We start from the raw sequence: 19,731 nt of genomic DNA, 5'->3' as shown, positions 1-19,731 counted from the left end.
GTGAATAATGCATAATGCGTCAGACATACAAAGTGCTTTAGTGCCTATGGTGATCGAACAGACTGCTAAGGGTGAACGCTCATACGATATTTATTCTCGTTTGTTGAAAGAGCGGATTATCTTTTTGGTAGGTCAAGTTGAAGAACACATGGCAAACCTTATCGTGGCGCAACTATTATTCTTAGAATCAGAAAGCCCAGATAAAGATATCTTTTTATACATTAACTCTCCAGGTGGCTCAGTCACCGCAGGCATGGCGATTTATGATACCATGCAGTTTATCAAACCGAATGTTAGCACTGTCTGTATCGGCCAAGCGGCCAGCATGGGCGCTTTCTTATTAGCCGGTGGTGAGAAGGGCAAACGTCACTGTTTACCAAACTCTCGCGTGATGATCCATCAACCACTGGGTGGTTTCCAAGGTCAAGCTTCTGACATCGCTATCCATGCCAAAGAAATCTTAGGCATTAAGAATAAGCTTAACCAAATGTTAGCCGAGCACACTGGCCAACCGCTCGAAGTGGTTGAACGCGATACCGATCGTGACAACTTTATGAGCGCGACTCAAGCCGTCGAATATGGCTTAGTTGACTCTGTGATGACGAAACGCGGCTGATTTTTGCTTTTGACTGAGCTATGCTCTGTAAAGGTTAAGCAAATTTAAGACAGGCAGTAGAGCAGACTGCAAATGAGGTAATTAATGGGCGACAACAAAAATAATGGTGACAGCGGTAAATTGCTGTACTGCTCTTTTTGCGGAAAGAGCCAGCATGAAGTCAGAAAACTCATTGCTGGCCCATCAGTGTATGTATGCGACGAATGTGTTGAGTTATGTAACGACATCATTCGTGAAGAGATTAAAGAAATCTCTCCAAAGCGCGATAGCGATAAGTTACCGACACCACATGAGTTGCGTGCACATTTAGACGATTATGTGATTGGCCAAGACAGAGCGAAAAAAGTGCTGTCTGTGGCAGTGTATAACCACTATAAGCGTTTGAAAAATGCGTCGCCTAAAGATGGTATCGAGCTGGGTAAGAGTAACATTTTGCTTATCGGTCCAACGGGTAGCGGTAAGACGTTATTGGCTGAAACCCTTGCGCGTTCACTCAATGTACCTTTCACTATGGCCGATGCCACGACACTGACTGAAGCGGGTTATGTGGGTGAAGACGTTGAAAACATCATTCAAAAGTTGCTGCAAAAGTGCGACTACGATGTAGAGAAAGCGCAGCGTGGTATCGTTTATATCGATGAAATCGATAAAATTAGCCGTAAGTCAGACAATCCATCGATCACCCGTGACGTATCGGGTGAGGGCGTGCAGCAAGCGCTGCTTAAGCTGATTGAAGGTACTGTTGCCGCGGTTCCACCTCAAGGTGGCCGTAAGCATCCACAGCAAGAATTCTTACAAGTCGATACTTCTAAGATCCTGTTTATCTGTGGCGGTGCGTTTGCAGGGCTTGAGAAAGTGATTGAGCAACGTGCACACGTTGGTTCGGGTATCGGTTTTGGTGCTCAGGTAAAAGGCGAAAAAGAGAAGGCGACGATTTCTGAAACCTTAACTCAAGTTGAACCTGGCGATTTGGTCAAATATGGCTTAATTCCTGAGTTTATCGGCCGTCTGCCAGTGGTTGCGACTCTGACTGAGCTGGATGAAGAAGCCCTAGTGCAAATTTTATCTCAACCTAAAAATGCCCTGACTAAGCAGTACAGTGCCTTATTTGAGATGGAAGGTGTCGAGCTTGAGTTCCGCGAAGATGCACTTAAAGCGATAGCACACAAGGCGATGTCACGTAAGACAGGTGCCCGTGGTTTACGCTCAATCGTTGAAAGTATTCTACTGGATACTATGTACGATATTCCTTCAGTCGATGGTGTTGTGAAGGCCGTTGTCGATGAATCAGTGGTGAAAGGTGAATCTGCACCTATCCTGATTTATGAGCACAATGAAGCCCAAGCAGCCTCTGGCGAGCAATAATTGTACTGATTGCTAATAAACTGAAAAACAAGGAGTCCAATGGACTCCTTTTTTCGTATTAGCCATTGAAACTCAATAAAGCGTCCCAATATACTCCAGTATTAATCCATTTCACCAAAACGGAATCGAACTATGACCCAAGAGCGTGAAGCGCATATCGAACTCCCCGTGCTGCCACTGCGAGATGTGGTGGTCTATCCCCATATGGTAATTCCGTTATTTGTCGGACGAGAAAAATCTATTCGATGTCTCGAAACCGCAATGGCGCAGGATAAGCAAATTATTTTAGTGGCGCAGCGTGATGCCGAACTCGATGAACCATCAAAAGATGACATCTTCGAAGTGGGTACGGTTGCCTCTATTTTACAGTTACTTAAGCTGCCAGACGGCACAGTCAAAGTGTTGGTAGAAGGCGGACGTCGCGCCCGCATTACCCGTTACACCCAAGAAACAGAGTTTTTTGTGGCTAAGGCTGAGTATCTGGAATCAGAACCGCTGGAAGACAAAGAAGAAGAAGTGTTAGTGCGCAGTGCTATTGGTCAGTTTGAAGGTTATATCAAGCTGAACAAAAAGATACCGCCAGAAGTATTGACCTCTTTATCGGGTATCGATGAAGCGGCGCGTCTGGCTGATACTATGGCCGCACACATGCCACTTAAGCTTGAAGATAAGCAATCTGTGCTTGAGATGATCAACGTTGGCGAGCGTCTGGAATATTTAATGGCGATGATGGAATCGGAGATCGACCTATTGCAGGTTGAGAAACGTATCCGTACCCGCGTTAAAAAACAGATGGAAAAAAGTCAGCGTGAGTACTATCTGAACGAACAGATGAAAGCCATCCAGAAAGAACTGGGTGACTTAGACGAAGGCCATGACGAGTTTGAAGCCTTAAATCGTAAGATTGAAGAGGCTAACATGCCCGCCGAGGCGAAAGAAAAAGCCCTGGCTGAGCTTAACAAGCTACGTATGATGTCGCCAATGTCGGCAGAAGCCACAGTTGTTCGCAGCTATGTGGATTGGATGACGTCAGTGCCTTGGAGCCAACGCTCTAAAATCAAACGTGATTTAGCGAAAGCCCAAGAAGTGCTCGATACCGATCATTTTGGTCTGGAAAAAGTTAAAGAACGTATCTTGGAATATTTGGCAGTCCAAAGCCGAGTGCGTCAGCTTAAAGGGCCAATCCTGTGTCTCGTTGGACCTCCAGGTGTGGGTAAAACTTCCTTGGGTCAATCGATCGCTAAGGCGACCGGGCGTAAGTATGTGCGTGTTGCCTTAGGCGGCGTGCGTGATGAAGCGGAAATCCGTGGTCATCGCCGTACCTATATTGGTTCTATGCCAGGTAAAGTCATTCAAAAAATGGCTAAAGTGGGCGTGAAAAACCCATTATTCTTGCTCGATGAAATCGACAAGATGAGTTCAGACATGCGCGGCGATCCGGCTTCTGCTTTATTAGAAGTCCTCGATCCTGAGCAAAATGCGACCTTTAACGATCATTACCTCGAAGTCGATTACGACTTATCCGATGTGATGTTTGTGGCAACGTCTAACTCTATGGATATTCCTGGTCCACTACTGGACCGTATGGAAGTGATCCGTTTGTCGGGTTACACCGAAGACGAGAAGTTGAATATTGCTAAGCAACATTTGCTGAATAAGCAAATTGAGCGCAACGGCTTAAAAGCGGCTGAAATTAAAGTCGAGGATAGCGCTATCGTTGGCATTATCCGCTATTACACCCGTGAAGCGGGCGTGCGTTCGCTTGAGCGTGAATTGTCTAAGATTTGCCGTAAAGTCGTGAAAATGATTTTGCTCGATAAATCAGTAAAATCTGTCACTGTGAATCAAGAGAACCTTAAGTCATTCCTTGGCGTGCAGCGCTTCGATTACGGTAAAGCCGAGTCGAAGAACCAAATCGGTCAAGTGACAGGCTTAGCGTGGACACAAGTAGGCGGTGATCTGCTAACGATTGAAGCAACGTCAGTGCCTGGTAAAGGTAAGTTAACTTATACCGGTTCCCTTGGCGACGTCATGCAAGAGTCGATTCAAGCGGCGATGACAGTTGTTCGCGCCCGTGCGGAACAATTAGGCATCAATGCGGATTTCTACGAGAAACGTGATATCCATGTGCATGTGCCAGAAGGTGCAACGCCAAAAGATGGTCCATCGGCCGGTGCGGCTATGTGTACCGCTTTAGTATCCAGCTTAACGGGTAACCCAGTGCGTAGCGACGTGGCCATGACAGGTGAAATAACCTTACGTGGTGAAGTGTTACCTATCGGTGGTTTGAAAGAAAAACTGCTGGCAGCACACCGCGGCGGCATAAAATTAGTGCTTATACCAAAAGAAAACGAGCGTGATCTGGAAGAAATTCCTGCCAATGTGATTGCCGATTTAGAAATTCGTCCCGTGCGTTGGGTCGATGAAGTGTTAAAACTGGCCCTAGAAAGACCGGTTGAAGGCTTCGAAGTGGTTAAAAACTTGGCATAACGCAAGAAATTGCGCTATCACGTTAAAAAAAATGAAAAAAGGGGCTTAACAAAGCGTAGACCTGTGGTAGCCTAGGTCTGTGGAGAGCCAGCTGCTCCAAGCCCTTGGCGCAACTGGCTTTGAGCTGTATCCAGTTTTATTTCTTTGGTTTTCGAACTCAGCTTGAACTTTGAATTCAAGCTTGTTATAAAAGCCTCCGCAGACCGCTCTAGAGACGGATTTGGTTGCGGCGCAAAAAAATTACATTCAAGGGGATGACATGAACAAATCTGAACTAATCGAGAAAATCGCATCTGGTGCTGACATTTCTAAAGCCGCTGCCGGCCGTGCACTGGATTCTTTTATCGCTGCTGTGACCGAAGGTCTGAAAGAAGGCGATAAAATTTCTCTTGTTGGTTTTGGTACTTTTGAAGTGCGTGAACGTGCTGAGCGTACTGGTCGCAACCCACAAACGGGTGAAGAAATCAAAATCGCAGCAGCTAAAATTCCAGCATTCAAAGCTGGTAAAGCACTGAAAGACGCTGTTAATTAATCATTAATATCGTAGCCTTTGTAAGGCATTCGTAATGACAAGCACTGTTTATCAGTGCTTTTTACGAATTGAAAGTAATGGAATATGAAGCTTAATTTCTACCATTACTCGGGGTTTTAGAATTTACCAGTGGTAGCGTCTGAATATTCCCCATAAATTACAGAAAGGCGCATCTCAAACTGATGCGCCTTTTTATTTTGTTAATCGCAACAAGCGAGAAATCTGATGTTAGAAAAGATCCGCGATGGTTCGCAAGGCGTGATTGCTAAAGGCATTCTCGTACTTGTGATTTTATCTTTTGCATTTGCAGGAGTCAGCAGTTACTTAGGTTCTACAACTGATGTGCCTGCAGCAGAAGTGAACGGTGACATAATCACTAAAGCTGAGCTTGAGCAGGCTTACCAAAGCGAGCGCTCTCGTATGGAGCAACAGCTAGGTGAGATGTTTGCTGCGTTATCTGCTGACGAAAAATATCTACAAAGCATTAAGCAGAGCGTATTAGAGCGCTTAGTGGCTGACAAACTGATAGATCAAGCGGCTAAGGCTATGGGTTTGCGAGTATCTGACGAACAGATTATTGCTGCCGTGAAAACTGAACCCGCATTCCAAACCGATGGCAAATTTGATAACGACCGTTATCAAGCGATTCTACGTCAGTTAGGTTATCAACCACAGGCATTCAGAGACATGATGCGCGTCGATATGACCCGTCGTCAGTTAACGGCAGCGCTAGTTGGTACTGAATTTGTGTTAGCTGGCGAAGCTAAGCAGTTAGCTGAGTTACAAGGCCAAACTCGCGATGTGCGTTATTTAGTCGTTGATTCTGCGCCATTCTTAGCGACAGCGGTTGTGACTGACGAGCAAGTGAAAAACTATTATGACGCAAACCAAGGGCAGTTTATGAGCCCTGAAATGGTGAGCTTAGAATATGTTGAGCTGAATGCGGCTGATTTTGCTAAAAATAACCCAGTTTCTGACGAAGAAGCGCAAGCTTATTACGAAGAACATAAAGCGCAATACGTGTCTAATGAGAAGCGTCTTGCCGCACACATTCTGGTTATGCCAGGTAGCGATGAAGCGGCTGCAAAAGCCAAGGCTGAAGATTTAGCGAAGCAATTAGACAGCGGTGCCGATTTTGCTGATCTGGCTAAAGCGAACTCTGACGATACCTTGAGTGCAGAGCAGGGCGGTAAACTGGATTGGTTTGAACCAGGTGTGATGGACCCCGCTTTCGATGCTGCATTATTTGCATTGAACAAAGGCCAACATTCAGCGGTAGTTAAAACTGACTTTGGTTTCCACATTATCAAGCTATTAGATGTGCAACCGGGTGTGACTGTACCGTTTGCCGATGTGAAAGCTAAGATAGTAGCGCAATTGCAAGATAAGAAAGCGGTTGATCAATTCTACAGCTTACAAAGCAAATTAGCTGATACTAGCTATGAAGTGCCAGATACGTTATCTGAAACCGCTAAAGCTGTGGGCGTCGATATTAAGACGACTCCACTGTTCTCTCGCGATAACGTTCCTGCTGCGCTGAACAAGCCAGACTTAGTTAAAGCCGCGTTCTCTGAAACTGTTATGCTGAAAGGGTTAAACAGTGAAGTGATTGAGCTTGAACCTAACCACGTGGTGGTGGTTCGTGTGAAGGAACATCATGATGCGGGCACTTTGGCCCTAGCGGAAGTGAAAGCCAATATCACAGAGCGTTTGAAGCAAGATCAAGCAAACGAAGCTGCCCGTGCGAAAGCACAAGAGCTGATGGCACAAGTTAAAGCCGGTGCAATGGATCTTGGTTTAGTGGCTAAAGCAAAACTAGGCCGCGGCGCGCAAGATGTTGATGCTGCTATTGTAGGCAAAGCGTTCCAAATGCCAACGCCAAGTACTTCTCCAGTTGTCGATACCGTGGGTTTAGCAAATGGTTATGCCGTGGTTGCGCTAGATAAAGTCAACGCTGCTGAAGGTGTGAGTGATGAGCTGGTGAATGCGCTTAAACAACGCCTGAACGCACAATACAGCGAAGCAGACTACCGTGGCTTGATAGACTCACTTAAAGCCAATGCCAAGGTGCTTTACCCTGTAGAAGAATGATTTAAGCGAGGATAGCGCGTTGAACTGGTTATCCTACTTGTAAACTTCGATTAAAAAGGCCAAGTGATTTCACTTGGCCTTTTTGTTTTTCAATGCGATGAAGTATGTCGATGATTGTGCAGTGAATAAGTTACAGCAACACAGTCAGACTCAATACGCCATAACATCAAGCGCGACGTTACAGTCGTGCTAATCATCAACGCCTATCATCACGCTGCTGGCTTTGATAAGTGCATAAGCCGAATCCCCCACTTTAAGACCTAGGCGCTCACAGGACGCTTTAGTCACCACAGAGGTCAATACCACTCCGGGTGCAAGTTCGATCGTCACTTCATTGTTTACCGCGCCCATTTCTATGGATTTGATCGTACCGCTGAGCGTATTTCTTGCGCTAATTTTCATCGTCTTTCCTTATTGAGGGATTATTAGGGAGTGATTGGTGAAAGCTAGTGTAGCGCATCTTAGTTCGGGCGTTGCAAATAAAAACGCCACTAAAAAGTGGCGTTTAACGTTGTGATAAGCAGTGACTAGCTATCGCAGTCGATTAGAGCTCGATAACGTCAAACTCAACGTATGGGTTAACGTCGGCATCGTAATCAATACCTTCGATACCAAAGCCGAATAATTTAATAAATTCAGCTTTGTATTCACGGTAATCCGTTAATTCTGACAAGTTTTCTGTGGTCACTTGTGGCCACAGATTACGGCAGTGTTGCTGAATATCTTCACGCAGTTCCCAATCGTCTAAACGGATGCGATTGTCGCTGTCAGTTTCTGGCTTAGCACCATCGGCGCGGAATAGACGCTCACTGAACATGCGATAGATTTGCTCCATACAACCTTCATGCAGACCTTCCTGACGCATTTTCTTGAATACCATAGCGATATACAAAGGCATGACTGGAATAGCCGAACTCGCTTGAGTCACAACGCTCTTCAGTACCGCGACGTTAGCGCTGCCACCAGTGGCTGACAATTGCTCATTTAAGGCTTTTGCTGCGCGGTCTAAATCCATCTTGGCCTTGCCAAGGGCGCCGTGCCAGTAGATTGGCCACGTCAGTTCAGTACCGATATAGCTATAGGCTACGGTTTTGCAGTTATCCGCTAATACACCCGCTTCAGATAAGGCTTTGATCCACAGTTCCCAATCTTCGCCGCCCATAACAGTGACAGTATCGGCAATTTCTTGCTCAGTTGCTGGCTCAACGGTGGCTTCAATGATGCAGTCTTTATTGGTATCAACCGCAGTCGCAGTGTAAGTTTCACCGATTGGTTTTAGCGCAGAACGGATAAGTTCACCAGAATCTGGCAGTTTGCGCACAGGTGATGCCAGTGAGTAAACGACCATGTCGATTTCACCGAGATCTTGCTTAATAAGTTCGATCACTTTTTGTTTTGCTTCATGGCTAAAGGCATCGCAGTTAATGCTCTTAGAATATAAGCCTTCAGCTTTAGCAAATTTGTCGAAAGCGGCAGAGTTGTACCAACCCGCAGTACCTGGTTTCGTTTCAGTACCTGGCTTTTCGAAGAACACGCCAATCGTTGCGGCATCGCTACCGAAAGCGGCGGCGATACGTGAAGACAGACCGTAACCGCTTGATGAACCAACCACTAATACCTTTTTCGGGCCGTTAGCAATTTTACCTTTAGCTTTGGTTAGCGTGATTTGTTCTTGAACGTTTGCTTCACAACCGACTGGGTGTGTAGTGGTACAAATGAATCCACGAATTTTTGGTTTGATAATCATGTTTAAGCTTCTTCTATCAAAATGACCAATAGGATAAATATTTCGGCGGGTAAATGGCACCTATTTTTAGCCAATTCACCTGATTATTTAAGTGGTTGGAGCAGTTTAACGTTTATGGACAAACAGACTTTGCTCTTGGATCAACCTCTGGGTATATTCATGTTGTGGCGAGTTAAATATCTGTTCTGTAGGTGCTTTCTCGACCATTACACCTTTGTGCAGCACCATAATTTTATCGCTAACATGGCGAATAATATTGAGATTATGGGATACGAAGATATAAGACAAGCCGAGGTCTTTTTGCAGTTTCAGCAGCAAATTGAGAATTTGTGAGCGTACTGAAAGGTCAAGCGCGGTCAAGGCTTCGTCGGCAATAATAATTTTAGGATTGAGCATTAGGGCTCGCGCTACCGCAACGCGCTGTTTCTGGCCTTCGGAAATCATGTGCGGATAAAACTCCGCATGCTCAGGTAATAAGCCCACTTTGCGCAATGTGTCGACCACTTGGGTGTGCCGCGATTGCGCCGACATTTTGGTATTAAAACGCAGCGGCTCATCGAGCAACTGGCCAATTGTCAAACGCGGGTTTAGTGAGGTATTCGGATCTTGGAAAATCATTCGAATTAAGCGGCATCTTTGCTTGATATCGCGGCTGTCTAAGGCTTCACCTTCGAAAAAAATCTCGCCGCCACTGCGGGGCTCAGCGCCGACTAAAATGCGGGCTAAGGTGCTCTTACCCGAACCTGCTTCACCCACTATGGCTAAGGTTTCGCCGCGTTGGAGCTCGAAGGATACGGGCGCTAAGGCATCGTTATATTGGCGGGAAAAGCCCCTATAACCGGTATCGTATCTTTTATAAAGATCGTTAACTTTAAGCAGTGGGGTCGTCATTGTGGGTTTCGCCGTGATAAGGGAAATGACAGGCAAAATAGCGGTCTTTAATATGACTTAAATTTGGCTGATTAACGCATTTTTTTTGGGCTTCAGGGCAACGAGGCCCTAAGCGACAACCGATTGGCAAATGCTGTAAGGCGGGCGCAGACCCTGGAAGGGTAGGCATAATCGCCTTGTGGCCACCTGAGCCTGAATAGTCGGGCATGTTGTCAAGCAGCGCCTTAGTGTAAGGATGATAAGGCTGCTTAATCACTTCGTCTGTCGGCCCCGATTCCATAACCTGACCGCAATAGAGCACGGATAAGTGATCGCACCATTGGGCTAAGGTTTCAAGCTCGTGGCTGATCAATAGAATCGATACATTTTGTAATTGATTTAATTGAGATAATAATCTGAATATCTGCGCTTGAGTGCTGAGCTCCATCGAGCTTGTGGGTTCATCGGCAATCAAGAGGCGAGGCTGATTAGCAACCGCCATCGCAATCATCACCTTTTGGCATTCGCCTTCGGATAATTCCCACGCATAGCTAGACATTACCTGTCGAGGATTTTTAATCCCGACTTTATGCAGCCATTTTTGCGCTGTCAGCCGTGCATGTCGACGTTTTTGCCAAAAATAGGCATTGGGATTCTTAGGCATAGCTTGCATCAGCTGACTGCCGACGGTTTGCGCCGGATCTAAGCTGCCCGATGGATCTTGGAAGATCATCGCCATGTCTGAACCCATTAGATTGCGGCGCTCTTTTGAGCTCATAGCCATCAAGTTATTGCCATCCCACATCATGCGATCGGCTGTGATGGTCCAGTTGGGACCTGGGATCCCAAGAATCGCTCTGGCTAACAAACTTCGTCCAGAGCCTGACTCACCGACTAGGCCATGAATTTCGCCGGCATTGAGCGTTAAGCTGACTTTTTCGAGCGCCCGCACTCTACCGTGGGGCGTATCGAGTTCAATCGTGAGATTTCGTACGTCGAGTAAAGGCATAAGTTAGTTTCTGATGGGCGCAAGCGCCGACCGTAGGCCATCGCCAACCAAGTTAATGGAAAGCACACTGAAAAGAATCGCTAAGCCCGGGATAGTTACAGCCCAAGGCGCCGTTAATAAATTATCCATACCTTGGGCGACCATAGCGCCCCATTCAGGGCTTGGTGCCTGCGCGCCTAAGCTTAAAAAACCGAGGGCGGCGATATCTAAAATGGCGGCCGAAATGGCAAGTGTGGTTTGAATGATCACCACTTCCCACACGTTTGGCATGATGACATACCAAAAAATTTGCATTGAGTTCGCGCCATCTAAACGCGCCGCTGTGACGTATTCTTTTTGCAACTCTTCATGCACTGATTGGTGTATCGAGCGCACAAATTGCGGGGTTAACGCTATCCCGACGGCCCAGAACACATTTTCAAGTCCTGGCCCCATTACCGCCACCACTAAAATGGCCATCAATAATGAGGGAATGGATAACAGCGCATCGAGTAAGTGCCCGAGGATACTGGATTTTAAGCCCCGCATCATGCCCGACAGTGATCCTATAATAAAGCCTGTGAATAATGCGGTGACGACGATCAGCAGCGCCATACCAAAGGTCAAGTGCGCGCCGTGTAATAATCGGCTGAAGATATCGCGGCCTAAATCGTCTGTGCCTAAAAAGTGTGCCACAGTGCCTGAGGGATCCCAAGAGGGCGGCAATAGCAAGGCTCTGGGATCTTGTGCCTCTGGTGGGAAGGGCGCAATCATAGGACCAAATAGCGTTAGCAAGAGCAGGAAAGCAATCGTCCACAGACCTGCCAAGGCGAAAGGATTAGCCGAAAAGTTAAGCCAAACCCGCATAGTCGGGGAGGCAATCTGATCTTCTTGATAAATTTTAACTGGTGGCATAAAGGTCTTTTCTGCTCAGTGGATTAAAGACTGTATGCAGCACTTCAATCAAGATACTTAGGAAGATAATCAATAGGGCTACGGCCAAAATACCACCTTGGATGACAGTGTAGTCCCGTTGGTAAATCCCTGACACCAGCCAAGAACCCACGCCAGGCCAAGAGAAAATCATTTCGACCACTATGGCATAACTGGCAAATGAGCCAAGCATCAACCCTAAATGTTTCAGCACGGGGATCAAGGCGTTAGGTAGGGCGTGACGTAGTATAATAGTCCCAGTATGCATGCCTCTGGCTTCGGCGGCGCGGATAAAGGTTTGATTCATTACATTCATCATCGCCGATCGCGTGCTGCGAACCACCACAGTAAAAGGTAACACGGCCAGTGTCGTGGCAGGCAAAATGATGTGCAGCAGCGCATCTTTAAATGCCGACATGCCGTATTCAGACTCAGACAACAGGGTATCTACCAACATAAAGCCAGTAACAGGTTTGATTTCATATAACAAATTGATTTGTCCCGAAATCGGTAACCAACCGAGATCGACACCAAACCAGAGCGAAAGATAAAGACCTAACCAGAACACGGGCACAGAGTAGCCCGTTAGCGTGATCGCCATAATGGTATTTTGGGTGAGCTTATGTTGGCTCTGGGAAGCAAGCACACCTAAGGGCACACCAAAGCAAATCGCGATAATGGCCGCCATCACAGCAAGTTCGAAGGAGGCGGGTAGGACAGCGCTGAGTTCTTCTGCCACTTCTTGATGAGAGGTGACTGAAATGCCTAAATTACCGCTAAGCCTTTGTTGTAGATAAGCGATAAATTGCCACGCTTGGTTTTTATCTAATTTGTAGTCCTGCTCGATTTGAACCAGTTGACTCGCCGTCGGTGTATGTATGCCAGTGAGTGCGTGGGTGCGATCCACCGGAAATAAGCCGGTGGCGTAAAATAAGACACCCACCATGACTAACGAGGTGGCAAGAAACAAATTGAGGCGGCGCAGTAGGTATTTAAACATTAATTCGCCTCCTCTTGTGCTTGGCTAGTGTGGGCGAAGGAAATGCCACCAAAAGGCGTGAGTTGCATGTCTTTGACATCATGGCGAGTTAACGCCACACGCTTGGCATGGGCCAGACTCAGCATAGGCACTTGTTCGGCTAAAAAGGCTTCTGCTTGCTGATAAATGACTTTACGTTCGCCCTGATCTGACACTTCCCTTGCTCTATCTAAGATGGCATCAAACTCAGGGTTACACCAGCGCGAACGATTGTTGTTAGACTGCATTGCGGCGCAGCTCAGCAGTGGAGTAAAGAAGTTATCGGGATCACTGTTATCAGCATTCCAGCCAATTAACACTGAATCATAGTCGTCGCGGCTGAGCCGCTGACTAAACACGCTCCAGTCGTAACTGACGATGTTCACTTTGACGCCTATGTTGGCCAGATCCGATTGAATTAATTCAGCCGTTTTTAACGCATTGGGGTTATAGGCGCGGGCAACTGGCATAGCCCAAATATCGATACTGAGATTTTTAATGCCAGCTTCTTTTAATAGGTCGCGCGCTTTTTGCGGATTGTAATCCACAAGCCCTTTGTTATTGTCGTAGGCCCAAGATGCTGGCGGCAGAACGCCTGTGGCTTCAATGGCGGTATTTTGATAAACCGCCCGCAGGATATTTTGTTTATCTACCGCATAGGCCAGTGCGCGGCGTACTCGGACATCATTCAGTGGCGGCTTTTGCGTATTAAAGGCCCAAAATGCTACGTTGAGTCCAGGTTGTGACTCAATATTCAATTCTTCATGTTGCTTGATAACGGGCAGTTCACCCGCTTTGGGCAGCGCAGATACACTGCAATCCCCCGCGATAAGTTTTGCGAGTCTGACGGTACTTTTTGGCGTGATATCAAATACCAGCATATCAATTTTTGCTGGTTCGCCCCAAAAGTCAGGATGACGGCGATAGCGAATATATTCGTTTTTCGCGTACTGAACTAAAGTGAACGGCCCTGTGCCAATGGCAAAGTGGTCGACGTTTTCAGGATGACCCAAGGCTAACTGCTGCTGCGCATATTCATCGGATAAGATCACCGCAAAGTCGGTGGCCAGATTTGATAAAAAAGAAGCGTCTTTGCGGGTTAAATAAAAGACCACTTCATGATCGTTTATCTTTTCTATCCCTTTAACTTGTTCAGAAAAGCCAATACTTTGGAAGAAGGGATAACCCGTGCGGGAGACAAAATGATAAGGATGCTGGGTATCGATAATACGCTTAAAGGAGAACAACACATCGTCGGCATTGAAGGGCCGTGTTGGGGTAAACCTCTTCGAATGCTGGAACTGCACGTTTTCCCTGAGGGTGAAGCGATAGCTTAAGCCATCATCGGACATAGCCCAACTTGTCGCCAAGGCAGGGACAAGCTTGCCTGACTGGGTATCATAATCCACTAAGCGACTATAAATTTGGTGCGAGGTGGCATCGATTGTCGTGCCAGACGTCACCAATTGTGGATTAAAAGACTCAGGGTTCCCTTCGGAGCAATACACCAAACCGGAAGGGAGTCGTTGGGGGCCACACGCGACCAACAACCAACTCATGCAAGAAACTGCAGTTGTTAGGCACAGGCGTCTAATTAGCACACTCATTTATAAATCATTATTTTATCGACTATGAACGGCTATTTTAGCAGTGCATCTCCCCCGTGGGCAATCTGCTTATGCTTTATCAAGTAAATTGTATTTTTTAAGGATGCCACGCAGTTGGTGGTAGCTTAATCCGAGCATGTCGGCGGTTTTCTTTTGGTTGTATTGGCTGCTTGAGAGCGCCTGTTGGATCAGATCCATTTCGTACTTCTCAGTTTGCTCTTTAAAATCCAGCGGAAAATTAAAGCTATTCACTGAACACTCAGTATTGACTGGTACTTCAGCCTCAAGTATCGGCGCATATTGCGGCGTACTGGCAACGGTTGTTTGCGCGACTGAGGTGATTTGACGTTCGCGGGTCTTGATCCGAGTTTTAGGTCGATAGGGTGAAGCAAAGGGATCAAGAGTGATATGGTCGATGGGCCGATTTTCACCACCATTACGGTAAACGCTGCGCTCTACCACGTTTTTAAGTTCTCGGATATTGCCCGGCCAGTCGTGGGTCATTAGTTGCTCGACCGCATGGGCACTAAAACCGCTGAACAGCTGCAGCTTTAACTGACGCGCCATGCCAACGGCGAAGTATTCCGCCAGCGTCATTATGTCTTCTGGGCGGCAACGCAGCGGTGGCAGAGTGATCACATCGAAGGCGAGTCTATCGAGCAAGTCGGCACGAAATTCGCCTGCGTCAGCAAGTGAGGGCAGATCTTCGTTGGCGGCGCAGATTAAACGAACATCACTTTGCACGGTTTTACTGCCGCCGACTCGTTCAAATTCGCCGTATTCAATGACGCGCAGAAGCTTTTCTTGGATAAGTCCTGAGGTATTGGCTAATTCGTCGAGGAATAAAGTGCCGCCGTCGGCGCGCTCAAAGCGACCTTCGTGTTTGCCTTTGGCGCCAGTAAAGGCACCTGACTCATGGCCAAATAATTCGCTCTCGAGTAAATTTTCACTCAAAGATGAACAGTTTAGCTTAATAAAACTTTGATCCCAGCGCTTAGACAGATAATGTAAGCGTTCGGCAATAAGCTCTTTACCTGTGCCACGTTCACCAATAATCAGTACGGGTTTAGACAGCGGCGCTATTTGCGACACATGTTCTAACACTTCGAGTAGGGCGTTGGATTGACCGATAAGGTTGTCTTGCTGAAATTTATTATCCACGATATTTTTTAGTCTTTCGCGCTAAAATTTGGTGAAAATGATAATAAGTGGCTTGAAGCGTAAAAGGAAGTAAAAGTTAAGATTTTGTATAAGTTGCTGTATTTAAATAAGAAATAAAAGTTGGCACGGTTAGTGTATTACCTTGTACGAGACCAACATCAATTTGAGGATAGGATTATGGGAATTTTCTCTCGTTTCGCCGATATCATTAACTCTAATATCAGCGCATTGCTGGATAAAGCCGAAGACCCAGAAAAAATGGTTCGACTGATTATCCAAGAAATGGAAGACACACTCGTTGAAGTGCGTTCTACCTCAGCTAAAGTGTTAGCTGAGAAGAAAGAGCTGCAACGTCGTATCAACCGCGTGTTAGAGCAAGTGCAAGATTGGCAAGATAAGGCTGAACTGGCACTGTCCAAAGACCGTGAAGACTTAGCGAAAGCCGCTTTAGTTGAAAAACAAAAAGCGACCGGTTTAGCTGACACGCTGAATCAAGAGTTAGCTGTTATCGATGAACATATCGCACGTTTGAAAGATGAAGTGGGTATGTTGCAAGAAAAGCTGCTCGATGCAAAAGCGCGTCAAAAGACCATTATTTTGCGCACTCAAACAGCGTCATCACGCTTAGAAGTGAAAAAGCAGTTAGATTCAAGCAAGATCGACAACGCTATGCTCAAGTTTGAGCAATATGAGCGCCGCGTCGAAGGCTTAGAAGCCCAAGTTGAATCTTACGATCTTGGCAGCAAAAAAACCTTAGCCGATGAGTTTGCGGCGCTAGAAGCGGAAGATTCTGTGAATGCAGAACTGGCAGCGCTAAAAGCCAAGGTGAAAGGTAAAGCGCCAACTAAGTCAAAAGAATAACAATTCAGAGGTGAGTTATGGATATGGACGTGCTAATGGCGCCGATTATTATTTTCATGGTGATAGTCGCGCCAATATGGTTAGTTCTTCATTATCGCAGTAAGCGACAAGTGAGCCAGGGACTCACTGAGGAAGAGTTTTCACAACTCAATGACTTGATATCCAAGGCCGATAAAATGGCGGCGCGTATCGAGACCTTAGAGGCCATTCTGGATACAGAATCGCCCGAATGGAGGGGGAAACATGAGAGGATCTAATGGCCGTACTTTGTACCGCATTCCCCAGTCAGGCAAAATAGCGGGTGTATGTGCAGGGATTGCCGAGTACTTTGCGATTGAAACTTGGTTAGTGCGAGTACTGGCGGTGTCTATCTTCTTACTCGGCGGCTCAGGTGTAGTGTTTATCATCTATGTCGCTTTGTGGGTGATTTTAGACATCAAGCCGCAAAAGCATTACGATAGAGACGATATCGAGGTGAAGAAGAAGCCGTGGCAGTCGGGAGAACCCGCAAAGCAAGCGCTGAGCGACGTGAGTCGTCAATTTCGAAGTCTGGAAGTCAGGCTACAAAATTTAGAACGTCACGTCACCTCTGACAACTTTGATTTAAAAAGACAAATCAATAGTTTGTAACCCTTCTAAAGGGCGGCCATGTCCGCCCTTGTTGCTTAATCTCTGTTTCACTCCAGTGTATAGTCAACATCACTTGACATAAGTTAACATCATTCGACATAAGGGAAGTCTCTATGGGAATGCTTGATGCCTCGCTCCATAAATTAACCCAAAAGGGCCAATCCCTGTTACATCGCACCGCGGACCGGCATCTACGTTTGGCCGTGACTGGGCTTTCTGGTGCGGGAAAAACCGCGTTTATCACAGGTTTAGTCAATCAGTTACTTAATTCTGGACCAGTCTCAACCTTACCCCACGCCCGCAACAACAGCGCTTTGCCATTGTGGCAGGTGAGCCGCGATCAGCGTTTGCTCGGGGTTAAGCGTGCCATGCAGCCGGATCTGGAAATCGCCAGTTTTGATTATCAAGCCGCCATGTTAGCGCTCACTTCCGATCCTGCGACATGGCCAGCCTCCACTCGCACTATTTCTGAATTACGACTGGCGATTAAATACCGACCGCAAAAGGGCTTACTGGCCAAGTTTTCTGATACCGCCACACTGTATTTGGACATAGTCGATTATCCTGGCGAATGGCTACTCGATTTACCTATGCTGCGCCAAGACTTCGTTACTTGGTGCCGTGCTCAACAAGTTCGTATTGAGAATCTTAAAAGCTCACCCTTGTATGCTGAGTTTGAACAATCTTTGATGTCATTAGATTTAGCCGCTAGCGCCGATGAGCAGCAATTAAAGCGGATTGCCGATCAATATCAGTTATTACTCAATGATTTAGTGCACGTGCAAGGTTATTACCAAGCGCAGCCTGGACGCATGTTATTACCGGGTGAATGGCAGGGCGCTCCCTTATTAGCTTTTTTCCCCCTGTTATTAGTTAATGATGAAAAGTTCGCAGCGCTTTCGCAAAGCGATAAACACAGTGGATTCCACGTCCTGGAAAAACGCTATCAAGAATACGTCGCTAAAGTGGTTAAGCCTTTCTATAAAAACCACTTTGCCGGTTTTGATCGGCAACTCGTGTTAGTTGACTGCTTTAGTGCGTTGAATCGTGGTAAAAAGCAATTTGAGGATATGGGCGCGGCGCTCAATGCCATTATGGAAAGCTTTCAGTTTGGCCAATCGAGTTATTTACGGCGTTTATTTTCTCCCCGTATCGACCGTTTATTGTTTGCCGCGAGCAAGGTTGACCATGTGACTCGTGATCAGCAGAGCCATGTTTTGTCCCTGCTGACAGATATGTTGAAACACAGCCAGCATTTTGCCAGTTTCGATGGTTGTAAAGTGGAGACGATGGCGATTAGCGCCATCAAGGCGACTCGCCATGGCATGGTAACGACCCAGGAGGGTGAGGTCGAAGTCGTGCAGGGGACGGGACTCAATGGTAAAGCCCTGACCTTGTTTCCAGGCGAAGTGCCCACTCGCTTACCTGAGCCTGATTTTTGGCGTGACCAAGGGTTTAACTTTGTCGGTTTTGCACCGCCGAGCAATGTCAATGTTGACCCATCTCAAGTGCACTTTGACCATATTCGTCTCGATCATATGCTGCAGTACTTACTGGGAGATAAGTTGGAATGACGCTAAAGCTATCGGATAACGCTAATGAGCAGGCTTCTAATTCTTCTGCGAACTCATTTGCACACTCAGTTGAAAATAAGCCGCTGAAAAAGCAGCAGCTGTTTGACTCACAAGTTGTTGAGCTCAAACCCAGCAAAGAGGAGCTCAAAGGGGCGAAAGCTTTTGATCCGCATACACCAGTGCAAGAAGTGGCTGCCGATATTGAGGAATTGATGGATGAAACGCTGTCATCCCATCCTAAAATGATCGATGCTAAATCGGTATCGCCTCAACTTGTAAAATCACGCCGTTGGTCTTGGCTCGCTCGTCTGGCGGTAACGAGTTTATTGCTGCTCGTAGTGGTTCAAACGGGATTAGGATTGAGGGATGCTTGGCTTGAGAGCCCTTGGTTGTTCAGTTTTTATGGTGTGGTGCTTGGGGTCGTCAGTGCGTGGGCATTGGCGGGGGCGTTTAGTGAGTACCGCAAACTGAAGCGACTCAAACAGGTTGCCGATACCCAAGAAACAGGCGCTAGGCTTGCGCAGAGCATGCAAATGGGTGAGGCAGATAGTTTTATCGATAACATAGTGTGCCACTATGGCGACAGCCAAGGTTTGCAGCAACTTCGCAGTTCATTAAAAGATGAACATAATGATGCCGAGAAAGTCTTGTTATTTGAGGACTTAGTGCTGACGGAGCGGGATGAACTGGCCAAAAAAGTCGTGCGACGTTATGCGGCTGAGTCGGCAGTGTTACTGGCGGCCAGTCCGTTAGCTGTGCTCGATATGGCAATCATCCTTTGGCGTAATCAACGTATGCTGCGTGATGTCGCCCGCTGTTATGGCATTGAACTGGGTTATTGGAGCCGGATTAAACTTATCCGCAGTATCATCATCAATATTATTTATGCGGGCACCAGTGAGTTAGTTACTGATTTAGGAACACAGCTGTTATCGGTTGAAATGACAGGTAAATTGTCTGCTCGTTTGGCGCAAGGTTTAGGGGGCGGCATGCTAACTGCGCGCCTTGGATATCAAGCCATGGCGCTGTGTCGGCCGATTGTGTTTAGGGAAGAGCAAAGGCCTAAATTGTCTAAAGTGCATCAGGAATTGTTGATCGAACTGAAGCAGTTTTCAGGCAAGCTGTTTACCAAGGAAGGCCGCGACGCATTAAAAGGCCAGTTCGCCGATGTTGATGACAAAGTACCTCGGGCAGGTAAAGAGAAGACTAAAGAGTAGATATTATTTAATATCAAACAATTAACCGATT

Annotated in this window: 18 protein-coding genes; 10 read left to right on the top strand and 8 right to left on the bottom strand. The window is 46.7% G+C overall.

The features are described from left to right. The first annotated feature begins 7 nt into the window (after positions 1 to 7). From clpP to OX890_RS15085, 5 genes are all read left to right on the top strand, one after another. Positions 8 to 616 carry an ATP-dependent Clp endopeptidase proteolytic subunit ClpP gene (clpP, locus tag OX890_RS15105; RefSeq protein WP_006081124.1) on the top strand — a complete coding sequence of 203 codons (609 nt, stop codon included), beginning with the start codon at positions 8 to 10 and terminating at the stop codon, positions 614 to 616. A gap of 84 nt (positions 617 to 700) precedes the next feature. After that, the gene (clpX, locus tag OX890_RS15100) at positions 701 to 1,981 is read left to right on the top strand and encodes an ATP-dependent protease ATP-binding subunit ClpX (protein WP_006081125.1); all 1,281 of its coding nucleotides are present in this window, start codon (positions 701 to 703) and stop codon (positions 1,979 to 1,981) included. 132 nt (positions 1,982 to 2,113) lie between these two features. Beyond that, entirely contained in the window at positions 2,114 to 4,471 is a 2,358-nt protein-coding gene (gene lon, locus OX890_RS15095; protein WP_071938997.1) for an endopeptidase La, read from the top strand. Positions 4,472 to 4,730: 259 nt separating this feature from the next. After that, a complete protein-coding gene (hupB, locus tag OX890_RS15090; protein WP_006081127.1) occupies positions 4,731 to 5,003 on the top strand; it encodes a nucleoid-associated protein HU-beta in 273 nt (90 codons plus the stop codon). 225 nt (positions 5,004 to 5,228) lie between these two features. After that, positions 5,229 to 7,094 (top strand): SurA N-terminal domain-containing protein, encoded by a 1,866-nt coding sequence (locus tag OX890_RS15085; RefSeq protein ID WP_268649477.1) that lies wholly within the window; start codon positions 5,229 to 5,231, stop codon positions 7,092 to 7,094. Positions 7,095 to 7,283: 189 nt separating this feature from the next. On the opposite strand, the gene OX890_RS15080 is transcribed toward OX890_RS15085, so the two are convergent. From OX890_RS15080 to pspF, 8 genes are all read right to left on the bottom strand, one after another. After that, on the bottom strand, positions 7,284 to 7,496 hold the full coding sequence (locus tag OX890_RS15080; RefSeq protein ID WP_006085368.1) for a TOBE domain-containing protein: 213 nt from the start codon (positions 7,494 to 7,496) through the stop codon (positions 7,284 to 7,286). A gap of 142 nt (positions 7,497 to 7,638) precedes the next feature. Next, positions 7,639 to 8,841, bottom strand: coding sequence for an enoyl-ACP reductase FabV (gene fabV / locus OX890_RS15075; protein WP_011846466.1), 1,203 nt, complete (start codon positions 8,839 to 8,841; stop codon positions 7,639 to 7,641). A gap of 105 nt (positions 8,842 to 8,946) precedes the next feature. Next, positions 8,947 to 9,732 carry a peptide ABC transporter ATP-binding protein gene (locus tag OX890_RS15070; RefSeq protein WP_006085370.1) on the bottom strand — a complete coding sequence of 262 codons (786 nt, stop codon included), beginning with the start codon at positions 9,730 to 9,732 and terminating at the stop codon, positions 8,947 to 8,949. Next, complete coding sequence (locus tag OX890_RS15065; RefSeq protein WP_006081132.1) at positions 9,713 to 10,720, bottom strand: peptide ABC transporter ATP-binding protein; 1,008 nt, start codon at positions 10,718 to 10,720, stop codon at positions 9,713 to 9,715. Before OX890_RS15065 ends, OX890_RS15070 begins: the two co-directional genes overlap by 20 nt. Positions 10,721 to 10,723: 3 nt before the next feature. After that, complete coding sequence (locus OX890_RS15060; protein ID WP_006081133.1) at positions 10,724 to 11,614, bottom strand: ABC transporter permease subunit; 891 nt, start codon at positions 11,612 to 11,614, stop codon at positions 10,724 to 10,726. After that, positions 11,601 to 12,632 carry an ABC transporter permease gene (locus OX890_RS15055; RefSeq protein ID WP_006085371.1) on the bottom strand — a complete coding sequence of 344 codons (1,032 nt, stop codon included), beginning with the start codon at positions 12,630 to 12,632 and terminating at the stop codon, positions 11,601 to 11,603. Before OX890_RS15055 ends, OX890_RS15060 begins: the two co-directional genes overlap by 14 nt. Beyond that, positions 12,632 to 14,257: an ABC transporter substrate-binding protein SapA gene (gene sapA, locus OX890_RS15050; RefSeq protein WP_268649476.1), complete on the bottom strand. Its 1,626-nt coding sequence runs from the start codon at positions 14,255 to 14,257 to the stop codon at positions 12,632 to 12,634. Before sapA ends, OX890_RS15055 begins: the two co-directional genes overlap by 1 nt. Before the next feature lie 69 nt (positions 14,258 to 14,326). Then, positions 14,327 to 15,418, bottom strand: coding sequence for a phage shock protein operon transcriptional activator (gene pspF, locus OX890_RS15045; protein WP_268649475.1), 1,092 nt, complete (start codon positions 15,416 to 15,418; stop codon positions 14,327 to 14,329). A gap of 177 nt (positions 15,419 to 15,595) precedes the next feature. Here pspF and pspA point away from each other — a divergent pair, with 177 nt between their 5' ends. The 5 genes from pspA (at position 15,596) to OX890_RS15020 (ending at position 19,700) form a co-directional block, all read left to right on the top strand. Next, positions 15,596 to 16,279 (top strand): phage shock protein PspA, encoded by a 684-nt coding sequence (pspA, locus tag OX890_RS15040; RefSeq protein ID WP_006081137.1) that lies wholly within the window; start codon positions 15,596 to 15,598, stop codon positions 16,277 to 16,279. 17 nt (positions 16,280 to 16,296) lie between these two features. Then, complete coding sequence (pspB, locus tag OX890_RS15035) at positions 16,297 to 16,536, top strand: envelope stress response membrane protein PspB (RefSeq protein ID WP_006081138.1); 240 nt, start codon at positions 16,297 to 16,299, stop codon at positions 16,534 to 16,536. Then, on the top strand, positions 16,523 to 16,909 hold the full coding sequence (gene pspC / locus OX890_RS15030; RefSeq protein ID WP_006081139.1) for an envelope stress response membrane protein PspC: 387 nt from the start codon (positions 16,523 to 16,525) through the stop codon (positions 16,907 to 16,909). The genes pspB and pspC overlap by 14 nt, the downstream gene beginning before the upstream one ends. A gap of 113 nt (positions 16,910 to 17,022) precedes the next feature. Continuing rightward, a complete protein-coding gene (locus OX890_RS15025; RefSeq protein ID WP_268649474.1) occupies positions 17,023 to 18,483 on the top strand; it encodes a YcjX family protein in 1,461 nt (486 codons plus the stop codon). Beyond that, complete coding sequence (locus tag OX890_RS15020; protein ID WP_268649472.1) at positions 18,480 to 19,700, top strand: TIGR01620 family protein; 1,221 nt, start codon at positions 18,480 to 18,482, stop codon at positions 19,698 to 19,700. The genes OX890_RS15025 and OX890_RS15020 overlap by 4 nt, the downstream gene beginning before the upstream one ends. Positions 19,701 to 19,731 lie beyond the last annotated feature (31 nt).

It is taken from the genome of Shewanella sp. DAU305, from assembly GCF_026802235.1.
Classification (GTDB): Bacteria; Pseudomonadota; Gammaproteobacteria; order Enterobacterales; family Shewanellaceae; genus Shewanella; species Shewanella baltica.
Note: the sequence above shows the minus strand (reverse complement) of the source record. Positions and strands in the feature narration are given on the sequence as shown.

Coding starts and splice junctions, on each gene's coding strand:
- lon (WP_071938997.1), top strand. CDS start 2,114: ATGACCCAAGAGCGTGAAGCGCATATCGAACTCCCCGTGCTGCCACTG.
- OX890_RS15070 (WP_006085370.1), bottom strand. CDS start 9,732: ATGACGACCCCACTGCTTAAAGTTAACGATCTTTATAAAAGATACGAT.
- fabV (WP_011846466.1), bottom strand. CDS start 8,841: ATGATTATCAAACCAAAAATTCGTGGATTCATTTGTACCACTACACAC.
- OX890_RS15060 (WP_006081133.1), bottom strand. CDS start 11,614: ATGCCACCAGTTAAAATTTATCAAGAAGATCAGATTGCCTCCCCGACT.
- clpP (WP_006081124.1), top strand. CDS start 8: ATGCATAATGCGTCAGACATACAAAGTGCTTTAGTGCCTATGGTGATC.
- OX890_RS15020 (WP_268649472.1), top strand. CDS start 18,480: ATGACGCTAAAGCTATCGGATAACGCTAATGAGCAGGCTTCTAATTCT.
- OX890_RS15055 (WP_006085371.1), bottom strand. CDS start 12,632: ATGTTTAAATACCTACTGCGCCGCCTCAATTTGTTTCTTGCCACCTCG.
- sapA (WP_268649476.1), bottom strand. CDS start 14,257: ATGAGTGTGCTAATTAGACGCCTGTGCCTAACAACTGCAGTTTCTTGC.
- pspA (WP_006081137.1), top strand. CDS start 15,596: ATGGGAATTTTCTCTCGTTTCGCCGATATCATTAACTCTAATATCAGC.
- pspB (WP_006081138.1), top strand. CDS start 16,297: ATGGATATGGACGTGCTAATGGCGCCGATTATTATTTTCATGGTGATA.
- OX890_RS15025 (WP_268649474.1), top strand. CDS start 17,023: ATGGGAATGCTTGATGCCTCGCTCCATAAATTAACCCAAAAGGGCCAA.
- clpX (WP_006081125.1), top strand. CDS start 701: ATGGGCGACAACAAAAATAATGGTGACAGCGGTAAATTGCTGTACTGC.
- OX890_RS15085 (WP_268649477.1), top strand. CDS start 5,229: ATGTTAGAAAAGATCCGCGATGGTTCGCAAGGCGTGATTGCTAAAGGC.
- OX890_RS15065 (WP_006081132.1), bottom strand. CDS start 10,720: ATGCCTTTACTCGACGTACGAAATCTCACGATTGAACTCGATACGCCC.
- OX890_RS15080 (WP_006085368.1), bottom strand. CDS start 7,496: ATGAAAATTAGCGCAAGAAATACGCTCAGCGGTACGATCAAATCCATA.
- pspC (WP_006081139.1), top strand. CDS start 16,523: ATGAGAGGATCTAATGGCCGTACTTTGTACCGCATTCCCCAGTCAGGC.
- hupB (WP_006081127.1), top strand. CDS start 4,731: ATGAACAAATCTGAACTAATCGAGAAAATCGCATCTGGTGCTGACATT.